Below are 14,697 nucleotides of genomic sequence, written 5' to 3'. Positions count from 1 at the left end.
TTTCCACTCATATTTCCCTTTTGGCATCTTCTTTCTTACATTCCTTTAAAAATCCGAATATTCATTGACAAAAATTTGTCGTTTTTTAAGCTGTCTTGAAATAAGAGCCCTTTTAAGATATAGTCAATAAGGATAAAAAGTTATAGGGGGACCCTCAATGACGAATATTTATGCTGTCATTCTTGCGGCAGGAAAAGGCACACGGATGAAGTCTAAGCTTTATAAAGTGCTTCACCCTGTCTGTGGTAAACCGATGGTAGAGCATGTGATTGATCAAATATCTGATTTACATACAAATAAAATTGTTACAATTGTTGGCCATGGAGCAGAAAAAGTAAAAGGCTATCTTGGTGAAAAGAGTGAATTTGCTTTGCAGGAAGAGCAGCTTGGTACTGCTCATGCAGTCATGCAGGCAGAAGCTATTCTTGGAGAAGAAGAGGGCTGCACACTCGTTGTTTGCGGTGATACACCACTTATTAAGTCTTCTACTATGGAGCAGCTTGTTCATTATCATACAGAACAGCAGGCGAAGGCAACAATTTTAACAGCTTATACAGAGCAGCCAGACGGCTATGGACGGATCATTCGAAACGAGCAAGGAATGGTCGAGAAGATCGTTGAGCATAAAGATGCAACAGACGAAGAACGGCAAGTAAAGGAAATCAATACAGGCACTTATTGCTTCGATAACCGCTATCTATTTGATACGTTGAAAAAAGTATCGAATGATAATGCTCAAGGTGAATACTATTTGCCAGATGTAATTGAAATTCTTAAGAAAGCTGGAGAAAAAGTAGCAGCTTATCAAACAGAGGATTTTAATGAAACATTAGGTGTAAATGATCGCGTGGCTTTAAGTCAGGCAGAGAAGATTATGCGTGAACGTATTAATGAGCAGCATATGCGCAATGGTGTCACGCTCATCAGTCCAGAAAACACATTTATCGGTCCGGATGTTGTCATCGGTTCGGATACAGTGCTTTACCCTGGAACCGTCTTATCGGGAAATACAGTGATCGGTGCTGACTGTGAAATTGGACCAAATAGTGAAATCACTAATTGCCAAGTCGGAGATCATACTGTTGTTCGCCATTCTGTAGCGGCCGATAGTGAAATTGGTTCTCGCGTGGCTATTGGGCCATTTGCACACATTCGCCCGGCTTCTCAAATCAGTGATGAAGCAAAGATCGGTAATTTTGTTGAAATTAAAAAAACTGTCTTTGGCAAAGGCAGCAAAGCTTCCCATTTAAGTTATATCGGGGACGCGGAAGTAGGAAGCGGAGTAAACATCGGCTGTGGTTCCATTACAGTTAACTATGATGGAAAAAATAAGTTTTTAACAAAGATTGAAGATGATGCATTCATCGGCTGCAATTCTAATCTTGTAGCCCCAGTTACAGTAGGCAAGGGAGCATATGTAGCAGCAGGCTCTACGATTACAAACGACGTACCTGGTGAAGCTTTATCTATTGCTCGTGCCCGTCAAGTAAACAAAGAAAATTATGTAGAAAAATTAAATCTTAAAAAATAAAGGCGGAGGTCCACCCATGCATAATCAGTATTTAGATCCGAAGTTGAAAATCTTTTCTCTTAATTCTAACCGCAAACTTGCTGAAGAAATTGCTGAAACGATCGGCGTAGAATTAGGGAAATGCTCCGTGAAGCGTTTTAGTGACGGAGAGATACAAATTAATATTGAAGAGAGTATTCGCGGCTGTGACGTATACGTTGTTCAATCAACAAGCGCACCGGTCAATGAAAATCTAATGGAATTACTCATTATGATTGATGCTCTAAAAAGAGCCTCTGCTAAAACGATTAATATTGTCATTCCTTACTATGGTTATGCACGTCAGGACCGCAAAGCCCGCGCTCGTGAGCCAATCACAGCTAAGTTGGTAGCAAACTTACTTGAAACGGCTGGAGCTACTCGCGTGATTACGCTTGATCTACATGCACCGCAAATTCAAGGATTCTTTGATATACCAATCGATCATCTAATGGGTGTACCAATCTTATCTGATTACTTTAAAGGAAAGAACTTCAGCGGAGATGATGTCGTTATTGTTTCTCCAGATCATGGCGGAGTAACACGCGCACGTAAAATGGCTGATCGCTTAAAAGCACCGATTGCTATTATCGATAAGCGTCGCCCAAGACCAAACGTAGCTGAAGTGATGAATATTGTTGGTAACATTGATGGAAAGATTGCCATCTTGATCGATGATATCATCGATACAGCTGGCACAATTACACTTGCAGCAAATGCTCTTATCGAAAATGGAGCAAAAGAAGTATACGCTTCTTGTACGCATCCTGTACTTTCAGGTCCAGCGATCGAGCGCATTCAAAACTCTAACATTAAAGAACTGGTTATTACTAACTCCATTGCCCTGCCTGAAGAGAAGAAGACTGATAAAATTGTAGAGCTATCGATTGCACCATTGATCAGCGAAGCCATTATTCGCGTTCACGAAGAGCAATCTGTCAGCACTCTATTTGATTAATAGAAAAGCGGAGGGCGCTTGTTCAGCGGCGTAGGGACTGGACGGTTCTGCATGAGATAAAGGAAACACGAAGAGCGTTAGCGATTCGATGTTGATTTATCGCAAGAAAGGGCAGGGAGTCAACTAGCCGCTAAGCGCCTCCAGCTGGACAATAGAAAAGCGGAAGGCGCTCGATTAGCGACGACAAGCATAGGTCAAGCCGTCTGGAAGGTTGTTCTTTAACCTTCTGGGCGGCTTAGCTTATGACCTTGGGTCCCAAGGAGGCGCAGTTGAGCAAAGAAAAACAGAAGGTGCTCAATTCGCGTGATAGAAGGTTGGAGGGATTTCTGTTAGAGTCACTCTTAGCTCGAGCGAGATTTTCCAAACCGCCAGCCCCTTAATAAAATAGCCTTTTCCCAAAAAGCTGTTTTTTCAGTTTTAGAGGGAAGGGCTTTTTTATTTAGGCAGGCAGACACTGGTTGCTATAAAGTGACTATGAGCAAGTCGGCGGGTCTTTCATTCAGAGATAAAAAGAAGTCATTCTGCCCTTTTATGTTTAAGTATGACGAAATCAGGGAATAGATGATTTAGGACAAAAATTTTAAACAGAGATCATAATACAGGAAGGTGAGTTTCTCTAATGAATTCAGTACTTGAAGCAAAAAAGCGTCAAGAATTTCAACGTTCTGCTAAAACTGAGCTTCGTGAGGAAGGAAATTTCCCTGCTGTCGTTTATGGAAAAGATATGGAAGCAGAATCCGTCTTCGTCAATGAAGGAGATTTCATTAAAGTCATTAAAGAAGTTGGCCGCAATGGTGTGATTTCTTTAGCAGTGGATGGAAAAGAACATAACGTTATTCTGCATGACTATCAACAAGATCCCATTAAAAATTACATTGTCCATGCGGACTTCCTTGCGGTAGATTTATCATCCGAGATCACTTCAAATGTCCGGGTAGATTTAGAGGGAGAAGCAGCTGGAGCGAAAGAAGGCGGAGTTGTCCAACAACCGCTATTTGAGCTTTCAGTGACAGCCAAAGTTAGTGAATTCCCTGAAAATCTTACAGTCGATGTTTCCCACTTAAACATCGGTGATAGTTTGTCTGTTGGAGAAATCCGTGGTAATCATCCGTTTATCATTAATCATGAAGATGATGAGGTCGTTGTATCTATTCTTGCTCCGCGTGTGGAGGAAGCCGCCGAGGATAGCAATCCTGAAGCAGCAGAAGAAGGCAGAGAGGCAGAAACAAATACAGCGCAAGAATAATATAATTAAAGAGGCCAGCCCAGTTTTTACTGGAGCCGGCCTCTTTTTTATGGGAGAAAGAAGTGATGGAATAGAATTAGGCGTATAATTTCTTATGCATGTGCGTTATACTTAAATTAATTTATTGAAGAAAAATTTGAGGTGCAAAACATGAAGCTAGTTGTTGGTCTCGGCAATCCGGGGGCAAAATATGCAGGTACGAGGCATAATATCGGTTTTGATGTGATTGAGGAGTTAGCTGAACGTTTCAATTCCCCCCTCACAGAGGCAAAGCACAAAGGGGTTTATACGATTGTGCGAAAGGGAACAGAGAAAGCGATTTTGCTTAAGCCGCTTACATACATGAACCTGTCCGGAGAAAGCATCGGGGAGGTTATGCGCTATTATGATGTGGCAACAGAGGATGTTGTTGTGATTTATGATGATCTAGACTTGCCAACCGGCCGTATCCGCCTTCGACAAAAAGGCAGTGCAGGCGGGCATAATGGAATAAAGTCAACTATTGCTCATCTTGGTACGCAAAACTTTAATCGCATCCGTATTGGGATTGACCGCCCAGTTCCTCCGATGAAGGTGGTTGATTACGTATTAGGCAAATTTACGGAGGATGAGCAGGAAAAAATGAAACAGGCTGTTTCAAAGAGTGCGGATGCAGTAGAAGCATGGTTGGAAAAGCCGTTTCTTGAAGTAATGAACGAATATAACATTCAAACGTGAATAAATGCTTTCTTCTTTGCCTATACTAACGTTAACTACATAGTAGAGGTTAGCAGCAAAGGAGGAGGCACATGGCCATTCATTACGTTTGCCGCCATTGCGGAACGACAGTTGGGAGTCTTAAACAGCCAGTTGTTTCAAGCCGGCAGCTTGGCATTCACGCACTGACGGAAGACGAGAGAATAGAGATGGTTCAATACGATTCTGAAGGTAACGTGACAATAACAACAATATGTGAAGATTGTGAGGAGTCTCTTCAAAGAAACCCTGATTTTCACCAATACGATTATTTTATACATTAAAGCAGCTTTGGACAGCGATCCAAAGCATTTTTCTGTTTTCCACCAGGGCAATACACAGACAGCCTTGGCTGAACGGACAGCAAAGCGTCCATTTAAGGGGAGGAAGAAAGTGTGAATAGTTTACAGAAAATTCTCTTACAAAATAATGATATTCAATCTATTTTTGATGGGGTAACAGGAGGGCTGAAGGAGCAACTGGCCGCAGGTCTTTCGGGATCATCAAGAGCCCTTTTTATTTCGGCTGCCTATGAAAAAACAAGCAAGCCGATCATTGTAGTAACATACAACTTACTGCAAGCTCAAAAGTTATATGATGATTTGCTGCAATTTGTAGACGATCAAGAAGTGTATTTATACGCGGCTAATGAGTTAATAGCAGCAGAAATTAGCGTGGCCAGCCCTGAATTGCGTGCCCAGCGGATTGAAGTGCTGAATCATATGGTCCATGAGGCAAAGGGGATTTATATCGTTCCTGTTGCCGGATTGCGAAAGCTGCTTCCGCCTAAAGAAGTATGGGCTGGCTTGCAAAAAACCATTAAAGTTGGAGAAGAAATCGATCTAGACAATATGATTCATCAGTTTGTGCAAATGGGCTATCAACGTACAGATATGGTGTATGCTCCGGGGGAATTCAGCTTACGTGGTGGCATTATCGATATTTATCCGTTAACAATCGAACATCCTGTGCGAATCGAACTATTTGATACAGAGGTAGATTCGATTCGTACCTTCTCCATGGAGAATCAGCGTTCTATTGAAAATAAGTCTGCTATTGAAATCAGTCCAGTAACAGAAACACCTTGTTCTTCTGAGCAGCTCGTCATCCTATCGCGGCGGCTGGAGGAAGCTTTACAAGACTCACTAAAGAAGGTAAAGAAGGCTGAAACGAAACAGTTGATGAAAGAAAATATCAGCTTCGAGATCGATCGACTAAAGCAAGGGATAGCAATAGACGGGTTATCCAAATATACAGCTTTACTGTATGAGAACCCAATGAATTTAACGGACTATTTACCGGAGAATGGCCTTGTCTTTTTTGATGAAATCAGTCGGATCAATGAAATGAATGATTCTTTGCAGCAGGAGGAAGCTGAATGGTATGTTGCCTTGCTCGAAGAGGGGAAAATTATTCATGATATTAAGCTCTCCTATCATTTTACAGAGACACTATCAGCTATCCGACAGCCCATCATTTACCTTGCGCTGTTTTTGCGTCAGGTCGCTCATACGAGACCCGAAAACATTGTGAATTTCTCTTCACGGCCAATGCAAGATTTTCACGGGCAGATGAACGTGCTTCATGCAGAGGTGGAACGGTGGAGAAAGCTTGGCATGACAGTTGTATTTCTCGGTGAAAGCGAAGAGCGAATAGCTAAAATTCAGCGAGTTCTAGCAGATTATGAGATTGAAGCCACTAGTTCACTAGAAAAAAATAATATTATCGAACGAGTGGTACAAGTCGCTCGAGGCTCTTTGACAGCAGGATTTGAATTTCCTGCCCTGCATCTAGCGGTTATTACAGAACAGGAGCTTTTCAATAAGAAGCCAAAAAGAAGCAAGCGACGACAGAAACTGTCTAATGCAGAGAGAATTAAGAGCTATTCTGAATTGAAGCCGGGCGATTACGTGGTGCATGTGAACCATGGGATTGGGAAATATTTAGGAATTGAAACGCTCCAAATTAAAGGAGTGCACAAAGACTACTTAAATATTAAATACCAGGGAACAGACCAACTTTATGTTCCGGTCGAACAAATCGAACTCGTGCAAAAATATGTAGGTTCAGAAGGCAAAGAACCTAAAGTATATAAATTAGGTGGCAGTGAGTGGAAGCGCGTAAAAAGTAAAGTTCAATCTTCTGTCCAGGATATTGCCGATGATCTGATCAAGCTTTATGCAGAAAGGGAAGCAGCTAAAGGGTATGCATTCTCACCTGATGGGGAAATGCAACGAGAATTTGAAGCCGCTTTCCCATATGAAGAAACGGAAGACCAGGTTCGTTCTATTAATGAAATCAAAATAGATATGGAAAAAGAACGGCCGATGGATCGTTTATTGTGTGGAGACGTCGGTTATGGAAAGACGGAAGTCGCGATTCGGGCAGCTTTCAAAGCGATTGCTGATGAAAAACAAGTAGCGTTTCTTGTGCCGACCACTATTCTTGCTCAGCAGCATTTTGAAACAATGAGCGAGCGCTTTCGGGACTTTCCTGTAGAGATTGGATTGTTAAGTCGCTTTCGTTCTAGAAAGCAACAGACAGAGACGATTAAAGGCCTTAAAAATGGCACGGTAGATATTGTTGTTGGAACCCATCGCCTTTTGTCGAAAGATATTCAGTACAACGATCTAGGGTTGCTAATCGTGGATGAAGAGCAGCGTTTCGGGGTAACACATAAAGAAAAAATTAAACAGCTGAAAACAAATATAGACGTTTTAACGCTAACGGCGACTCCGATCCCGCGAACTCTTCATATGTCGATGCTCGGTGTAAGAGATTTATCTGTTATTGAAACGCCACCGGAAAATCGTTTTCCAGTGCAAACATATGTGGCAGAACTCAATCCGGCTTTAATTCGGGAAGCTATTGAACGAGAACTGGCCCGTGAAGGACAAGTGTTTTATCTGTATAACCGTGTAGAAGATATTGAGCGGAAAGCGGACGAAATTGCCATGCTTGTGCCGGATGCGAAAGTTGCTTATGCCCATGGCCAAATGACGGAACGAGAGCTCGAAAATGTGATCTTAGGCTTTCTGGAAGGAGAATTTGATGTTCTTGTCACGACAACGATCATCGAAACGGGTGTCGATATTCCAAATGTAAATACACTCATTGTCCACGATGCCGACCGGATGGGCTTGTCCCAGCTTTATCAAATCCGTGGCCGTGTCGGACGTTCTAACCGAGTAGCCTACGCTTATTTTATGTATCGCAAGGATAAGGTATTGTCAGAACAAGCAGAAAAGCGCTTGCAGGCGATCAAGGAATTTACCGAGTTGGGCTCTGGCTTTAAAATTGCCATGCGAGACTTATCCATTCGCGGGGCAGGAAATCTGCTTGGTTCTCAGCAGCATGGGTTTATTGATTCTGTCGGTTTTGACTTGTATTCTCAAATGCTGAAGGAAGCAATCGAGCAAAAACAAGGAACGGACAAACAAGAAACAGGCCCTTCGTTTGAAGCAGAAATTTCTATTGATGCTTACATTCCGGATACGTATATTAAAGACAGCCGCCAGAAAATTGAGATGTATAAGCGTTTTAGAAGTATAGAATCATTAGAAGAAGTGGAAGAACTTAAAGAGGAAATGGTTGACCGGTTCGGTGATTATCCACATGAGGTAGCAGATCTGTTTAAGGTAGCAGAGATGAAGGTATATGCCATAGCTGCTCAATTGGAGTTAATCAAGCAGGAAAAAGAGTCGGTATATATATTGATGAATGAAGCTGGAACAAAACAAATCGATGGCTCAAAAGTGTTCAATATCTGTAATAAACATGGCCGTTCAGTGGGTCTGGGCATGGAGGACAACAAACTCAAACTCACCATTGATATTAAGAACATGGCCACTAATACATGGTTCGAAATTGCCTTTGATATTATAAAGAACTTGGAGACGGCGAAAAAATAAAGGGAAAAACACAACAAAATGTATAGAACTTCCCAGATGATAAATAATAACAATCACAGGGGCAATATCATCGAGCTTGCATCGTTGAACTATTGTCAATTAATCATCTGAGGAAAGTGAGGCAACATGAGATGAAAGCAACTGGTATCGTTCGTCGAATTGACGATTTAGGTCGGGTTGTCATTCCAAAGGAAATCCGCCGTACGTTAAGAATTAGAGAAGGAGATCCATTAGAGATTTTTGTCGATCGTGATGGAGAAGTCATTTTAAAAAAATATTCCCCGATTAGCGAGTTAGGAGACTTTGCTGACGAGTATGCAGAGGCATTGAATGACAGTTTAAACACGGCTGTCTTGATTTGTGACCGCGATGCCATTATTGCTTCTGCCGGAGTATCTAAGAAAGAGTACGTTAATAAAAGTATTGGGGAAGTCATTGAAAAAGCGATGGATGACCGGCAGAGTGTTTTACATCACCCACAATCAAAGATCTCATTCGTGGATGGCCGTGAAGAAAAGGTGCAATCCTATACGCTAGCCCCTATTGTGGCAGGTGGCGATCCAATCGGTGTAGTTGTCATTTTCTCTGATGAACGCTCCATAGGAGAAGTGGAGAGAAAATCAGCAGAAACCGCCGCCAGCTTTTTAGCTAAACAAATGGAAAGCTAATCAGACAAGGAAGCAGAGGCAAAACTGCTTCCTTTTTTGATGGATCAAACATTTGTTTGTATATAGATGAAGAGGGACTTTTTATTAAATTTCTTGCGCTTTTCTATGCAAATATATTAAGTTGGAAGCAGTATGTTTAGAAGGGCAGAGTGTTATATGTTGCCATTAAGGAAGAAAAATTCATTGATACAAGGAGCCGCCATTTTAACGATTGCCGCTATTTTCGTAAAAATCTTAAGTGCTGTATATAGAGTTCCCTTTCAAAATATAGTCGGGGATATCGGCTTTTATATTTATCAGCAAATATATCCTTTTTACGGAATTGCTAATGCATTAGCTACATATGGGTTTCCGGTCGTTATTTCAAAATTAATCGCGGAATCAGCAGGTGATGGGCAGCGCAGGCAGGAAGTGGTTCGACTTTCTTACTATGTAACAAGCTGCACGGGCATTTTGCTCTGGGCCGCTGTCTTTTTCGGAGCTGGATGGATAGCAGACAAAATGGAGGATCCTTCTTTGCGGCCACTCCTTCAGATTGTAGCTTTTTCTTTTTTACTGATTCCGTTTTTAACTGTATGGCGCGGTACATTCCAGGGTGAAGGAAATATGGTCCCGACAGCGGTTTCTCAGACAGTGGAGCAATCTGTCCGGGTTGGAGCTATTTTATTATTCTCTTATATTTTAATTGGAAAGGGAGCCTCTCTTTATACGGCCGGTGCAGGAGCATTTGCAGGATCAATAGCCGGCAGCCTTGCTGCACTGGCAGTTTTATTTTACTTTATAAAGAAGAGTGTTTCTATCTCTGAAAAAAAGGTGAAGAGGGGAAACACATTGGCTGGAAAAGAAATCCGAATGCTCTTTATCCAGGCAGCGGCTATTTGTCTGTCTAGCATAGGAATTGTATTGTTCCAGCTTGTCGATTCATTTAACCTATATAGTGGATTAATTCAATCGGGTATGGGCGAATGGGAAGCTAAAATGGCCAAAGGAATTTATGACCGTGGCCAGCCCCTCTTGCAGCTTGGCACTACAGCGGCTGCTTCTCTTGCTTTAACGGTTGTGCCACTCGTAACCTCTGTTTATCGCAGAGGGTTGTATCAGGAGCTAGATAGCTGTATCCAGCTGGCGCTGAAGGTTAGTTTTACATTTGGACTGGCAGCAACAGTGGGGTTAATCAATATTATGGGAGAAGTAAACACGATGCTGTTCGAAAATGGAAGTGGGTCGTTTGTTCTTTCGATTTTTTGTGCATCGATTCTATTTAGTTCACTTGCTCTGACATTGACGGGTATTCTGCAAGGGTTTGACAAGGATTTCATTCCAGCTCTCGCTGTGTTAACAGGCATTCTTTTTAAGTACATGGGGAACATTCTCTTTATTCCTCGTTTTGGAACAGCAGGGGCTGCAGCGGCTACGTTGCTCTCATTTGTTTGGATGGCGCTTTTTTTAGCCGCCTTTCTTCGAAAACATTGGAAGACAGCTTTCCTGAAAAAGGAGGCTGCTGGTAAAGCAGTATTTGCCGTTCTTTGTATGACAGGTGTATTGCAGGTTTGGAAATTACTCATAGGATATATCTTGTTTAAGGAAGCTCACAGCCGGCTTATTATGGCCGGGACGGCATTAAGTAGTGTCATTATTGGCGCATTTGTTTTTATTTATCTCATTTTTAAGCTAAAAGTGTTCACAGAAGAAGAGTTGCAGCAGATCCCTTTTGGCAGCCGGCTGAGCAAGAAACTTAGTTAGGTTGCCTATTTAAAAATCATAGTAGAAAGAGAGAGGGAACATGATACCATCTATTACTATTGCCGGTCTCGGAGCCGGAGATATTAACCAACTGCCGCTTGGCATATACAGATTGTTGTTACAGTCGAAGCACGTATTCACCCGTACCCTTGATCACCCGGTCATTAATGATCTTCAACGGGAGGGTGTCCGCTTCGAAAGTTTTGATTCTATTTATGAAAAACATGATCAATTTGAAGCGGTCTATGAAGAAATTGTTTCCTTGTTAATAGAGAAAGCCAAAGATCACGGTGCGCTCATTTACACAGTTCCCGGCCATCCTATTGTCGCAGAGAAAACAGTTCAGCTTTTGCTTGAGGCAGCACAGCCAGGCAAATTGGAGGTAACGATCGCTGGCGGTCACAGTTTTCTTGACGATCTGTTTGCCGCTGTTGGGGCAGACCCGATAGAAGGCTTTCAATTTCTTGATGGAACATCCTTAAGAAAAGATGATATTAACATTTTCCAACACATTGTCATTGCACAAGTATACGATGCCTTCGTCGCCTCTGATGTGAAATTGACACTAATGGAGAAGTATCCGGATGACTATGAGGTAACTATCGTTACGGAAGCAGGGAGTGGAAACCAGCACACCGTAAAGCTGCCTTTATATGAATTGGATAGACAAGTAACACTGAACAATCTAACATCTTTATATGTGCCGCCTGTACGGAAAGAAGAAGATACATATAAAGAATTTGCTGTTCTGCGACAAATTATCGCAACGTTGAGAGGGCCGGGGGGCTGTCCTTGGGATCGTGAGCAAACGCACGAATCGTTAAAGAAATATTTAATTGAAGAAGCCTATGAGTTACTTGACGCTATTGATCAGCAAGATGATGATCACATCGTGGAGGAGCTGGGGGACGTGCTGTTGCAAGTGATGCTTCATGCGCAAATTGGCGAAGACGAAGGAATGTTCTCCATTGAAGATGTCATTGAATCGATTTCTAGTAAAATGATTCGCCGCCATCCGCACGTATTTGGCGATGCAACAGCTGAAAATGCAGAAGCAGTTATTTCAAATTGGCAAAAGATTAAGAGCGAAGAAAAAGGAGAAAGACAAGCTTTCCGGCTTGATGAAGTAGCGAAAGGATTGCCCGCGTTGTTGCGCGCCTATGAATTTCAAAAGAAAGCAGCAAAGCTGGGCTTTGATTGGGATGATGCCAATGGGGCCATGGAAAAGGTGCTGGAAGAGTGGCAGGAATTTCTAGAAGAAGTGAAGAATGAAGATAGCAGCAAACAGCTTGATGAATTCGGTGATGTTCTTTTTGCACTCATCAATGTTGCCCGCTTTTATCACCTTCACCCCGAAGAAGCGCTGGCTAAAGTAAATGAAAAATTTTACCGCCGTTTTTCTCATGTCGAAAAACGGGTAAAAGAGAGCGGCCGGCCATTTAATGATTTCACACTAGATGAGTTAGATGCATTCTGGGACGAAGCGAAAAATATAGGTTTATAAAGGGAGAGAGAAACATGTCGACAATGAGACTCGATAAGTTTTTAAAAGTATCACGTTTAATTAAACGGAGAACACTGGCAAAGGAGGTAGCGGATCAAGGAAGAATCACCATTAATGGAGTAACTGCGAAAGCGAGCTCTAACGTAAAAGAAGGCGATGAGTTATCTATTCGGCTTGGCCAGCGCATTCTTACTGTGAAAGTGGAAAAGCTGCAGGAAACGACAAAAAAAGAAGAAGCAGCTGGCATGTATCAGTTGCTGAAAGAAGAGAGAGTGAACGAATAAAAGAGAGAGTCAATGAATGAACGTTTAATGCCTATTTAGAAAGTGCTCAAAAGCTATGCTTTTTGAGCACTTTTTTATAAGATCTAATGCTTCCTCTATCTTTATTAACATCCGTCTAGGGTCTTTGAAACGTGTGTGCGTCTTTTAAATTTTTGGCTTCTCCTCATAGTTTTGCTATTGCTCGCATACATTTAGTGGCAAAGCTTGTACTTTGCAGTGAGGGGGAGAAAGATGAATCAGATGCATGATTCTACTAATAGTCGCTCAGCTGACGGTCATGATATTGTTATGCAAGGTAGAAAGATAATGGAAATTACTGGTGTCAAGCAGGTGGAAAGTTTCGACAGCGAGGAATTTTTGCTGCTCACTGTGATGGGAATGCTCGTTATTAAAGGTGAAAACCTGCAAATGAAAAATTTGGATGTAGATCGCGGCTTGGTAGCGATTAAAGGCCGCATCTCCAGCCTTATTTATACTGACCAATCCGCCGGGGACAAATCAAAAGGATTATTCAGTAAGTTGTTCAAATGACATTAACTGTTCAATTTGAAACGTTGTTGTCAATGATAGCTATGGGAATAACATTTGGAGCCTTCCTCGACACCTACCAAAGGTTTTTAAAACGGCAGACCCGGCCGCGAGCCGTTTCTTTTTTCACTGACATTATATTTTGGTGTCTATTTGGATTGCTCATCTTTTATTGCTTATACCGGGTTAATTACGGTGAAATCCGTCTCTATCTTTTCCTCGCCTTACTTTGTGGTTACTCGGCTTATCAAGCCTTATTTAAGCGGCTTTACCTTCGGCTTCTTGAGCAAATGATTTTAGCGGTTGTAAATATTTTCTTATTTTTAAAGAAGTGCGGTTATTTTCTTATTATCCTCCCAATTAAGTTAATTATAAAGGCGATAGTAATTGTTATAGGTTTAATCGGGAAGACTTTGCTAGTCCTTGCCAAAAGTACCCTTTACCTATTATTATGGATAGGAAAGATTGTTTTTTCGCCTATTCTCTTAATTTGGCGCTTTTTTCCTGACAGCATAAGGAAAAGAGCAACCGCCTTAAAAGAGAAGCTGGCAGGATTTTTCTTATTAATCAAGAATAAAATTATGGATAGAGCAAATCGCTGGAAAAAATGAGCCGGGAGGAAGGGAAATGAGCGGTGTAAACAAACGGAAAGTAACTGCCTTGAAAAACGCCTTTGTCTTCAGCCGTGCGAGAAAAGATATGTTTTTAGCGAGACATAAAACAAAGCTGTACAGAAGGCTAGGTGCTTTCGTAGTTGTGGCCCTTATTCTTTCTGTCGGTTTGGGATCAACTCTTTTTTCACGAACGGCCCATCTTGAAGAACAAAAGCTTGAAAAGAAAAAAGCTGAGGCAGCTCTTGTAGAATTGAAGCAGCAACAAAAGCAGTATGAAGAAGAATTGAAGAGATTGGAAGACGATGAATATATCGCAGAGCTCGCCAGGAAAAAGTATTTTTTATCGGATGATGGAGAGATTATATTTAATATTCCTGAGTCAAGTGAAAGCAAAGGGAAAAGTAAAGAATAAGAAGGGGTATATTGACACCTCTTTTTTTCGTAATATAATAAAGGGTAAAGTTTGATCATTTCTAAGGAGGAACATTTTTTTTATGTCAATCGAAGTAGGCAGCAAGTTACAAGGTAAAGTGACAGGGATCACTAAATTCGGAGCGTTTGTTGAACTGCCAGAAGGCTCAACTGGATTAGTACACATTAGTGAAGTTGCAGACAATTATGTAAAAGACATCAATGATCACCTAAAGGTTGGTGATGAAGTAGAAGTAAAAGTCATTAATGTGGAAAGTGATGGAAAGATCGGTTTGTCCATCCGCAAGGCGAAAGACCAGCCGCAGCAACAGCAGTCCTATCGTCCCCGTCCAAGAAATAATGATTACCGCTCTAAAGGTCCAAGAGGAGGAGGAGGCTATTCGACTCCGAAAGAAAACTTTGAACAAAAAATGGCCCGCTTTCTCAAGGAAAGTGAAGATCGTCTGTCTACCTTGAAACGCCAAACAGAATCGCGCCGTGGCGGTAGAGGAGCGAAACGGGGTTAATTGCTGTCTATTTAACTAT

At 41.8% G+C, this 14,697-nt stretch carries 14 protein-coding genes; all 14 read left to right on the top strand.

Annotated elements, in window-relative coordinates; all coding sequences use genetic code 11:
• Positions 1-157: 157 nt before the first annotated feature.
• The 14 genes from glmU (at position 158) to MKZ02_RS02290 (ending at position 14,678) form a co-directional block, all read left to right on the top strand.
• A complete protein-coding gene (glmU, locus tag MKZ02_RS02350) occupies positions 158-1,531 on the top strand; it encodes a bifunctional UDP-N-acetylglucosamine diphosphorylase/glucosamine-1-phosphate N-acetyltransferase GlmU (protein ID WP_120035809.1) in 1,374 nt (457 codons plus the stop codon).
• A 16-nt stretch (positions 1,532-1,547) separates the two neighbouring features.
• On the top strand, positions 1,548-2,507 hold the full coding sequence (locus MKZ02_RS02345; RefSeq protein WP_120035810.1) for a ribose-phosphate diphosphokinase: 960 nt from the start codon (positions 1,548-1,550) through the stop codon (positions 2,505-2,507).
• A 619-nt stretch (positions 2,508-3,126) separates the two neighbouring features.
• Positions 3,127-3,753, top strand: a complete 627-nt coding sequence (locus MKZ02_RS02340; RefSeq protein WP_120035811.1) for a 50S ribosomal protein L25/general stress protein Ctc — start codon at positions 3,127-3,129, stop codon at positions 3,751-3,753.
• A gap of 150 nt (positions 3,754-3,903) precedes the next feature.
• The gene (gene pth, locus MKZ02_RS02335; protein WP_120035812.1) at positions 3,904-4,470 is read left to right on the top strand and encodes an aminoacyl-tRNA hydrolase; all 567 of its coding nucleotides are present in this window, start codon (positions 3,904-3,906) and stop codon (positions 4,468-4,470) included.
• 71 nt (positions 4,471-4,541) lie between these two features.
• Complete coding sequence (locus MKZ02_RS02330; RefSeq protein WP_120035813.1) at positions 4,542-4,772, top strand: anti-sigma-F factor Fin family protein; 231 nt, start codon at positions 4,542-4,544, stop codon at positions 4,770-4,772.
• Between the two features lie 111 nt (positions 4,773-4,883).
• Positions 4,884-8,399, top strand: coding sequence for a transcription-repair coupling factor (mfd, locus tag MKZ02_RS02325; RefSeq protein ID WP_340851634.1), 3,516 nt, complete (start codon positions 4,884-4,886; stop codon positions 8,397-8,399).
• 131 nt (positions 8,400-8,530) lie between these two features.
• Complete coding sequence (gene spoVT, locus MKZ02_RS02320; RefSeq protein ID WP_120035815.1) at positions 8,531-9,067, top strand: stage V sporulation protein T; 537 nt, start codon at positions 8,531-8,533, stop codon at positions 9,065-9,067.
• Between the two features lie 183 nt (positions 9,068-9,250).
• Complete coding sequence (locus MKZ02_RS02315; RefSeq protein ID WP_340851633.1) at positions 9,251-10,810, top strand: putative polysaccharide biosynthesis protein; 1,560 nt, start codon at positions 9,251-9,253, stop codon at positions 10,808-10,810.
• 40 nt (positions 10,811-10,850) lie between these two features.
• Positions 10,851-12,314, top strand: a complete 1,464-nt coding sequence (mazG, locus tag MKZ02_RS02310) for a nucleoside triphosphate pyrophosphohydrolase (protein WP_340851631.1) — start codon at positions 10,851-10,853, stop codon at positions 12,312-12,314.
• Positions 12,315-12,337: 23 nt separating this feature from the next.
• Positions 12,338-12,598, top strand: coding sequence for an RNA-binding S4 domain-containing protein (locus MKZ02_RS02305; protein WP_120038038.1), 261 nt, complete (start codon positions 12,338-12,340; stop codon positions 12,596-12,598).
• Positions 12,599-12,829: 231 nt separating this feature from the next.
• Positions 12,830-13,129 carry a sporulation protein YabP gene (yabP, locus tag MKZ02_RS02300; protein ID WP_340851630.1) on the top strand — a complete coding sequence of 100 codons (300 nt, stop codon included), beginning with the start codon at positions 12,830-12,832 and terminating at the stop codon, positions 13,127-13,129.
• Positions 13,126-13,737, top strand: coding sequence for a spore cortex biosynthesis protein YabQ (gene yabQ / locus MKZ02_RS23965; protein ID WP_120035817.1), 612 nt, complete (start codon positions 13,126-13,128; stop codon positions 13,735-13,737). Before yabP ends, yabQ begins: the two co-directional genes overlap by 4 nt.
• 16 nt (positions 13,738-13,753) lie before the next feature.
• Positions 13,754-14,152 carry an FtsB family cell division protein gene (locus MKZ02_RS02295; RefSeq protein ID WP_120035818.1) on the top strand — a complete coding sequence of 133 codons (399 nt, stop codon included), beginning with the start codon at positions 13,754-13,756 and terminating at the stop codon, positions 14,150-14,152.
• Positions 14,153-14,234: 82 nt separating this feature from the next.
• Positions 14,235-14,678, top strand: a complete 444-nt coding sequence (locus tag MKZ02_RS02290) for a S1 domain-containing RNA-binding protein (RefSeq protein ID WP_120035819.1) — start codon at positions 14,235-14,237, stop codon at positions 14,676-14,678.
• Positions 14,679-14,697 lie beyond the last annotated feature (19 nt).

The organism is Pseudobacillus sp. FSL P4-0506, from assembly GCF_038003025.1.
Classification (GTDB): domain Bacteria; phylum Bacillota; class Bacilli; order Bacillales; family Domibacillaceae; genus Pseudobacillus.
This window is presented reverse-complemented; position numbering and strand designations above follow the sequence as displayed.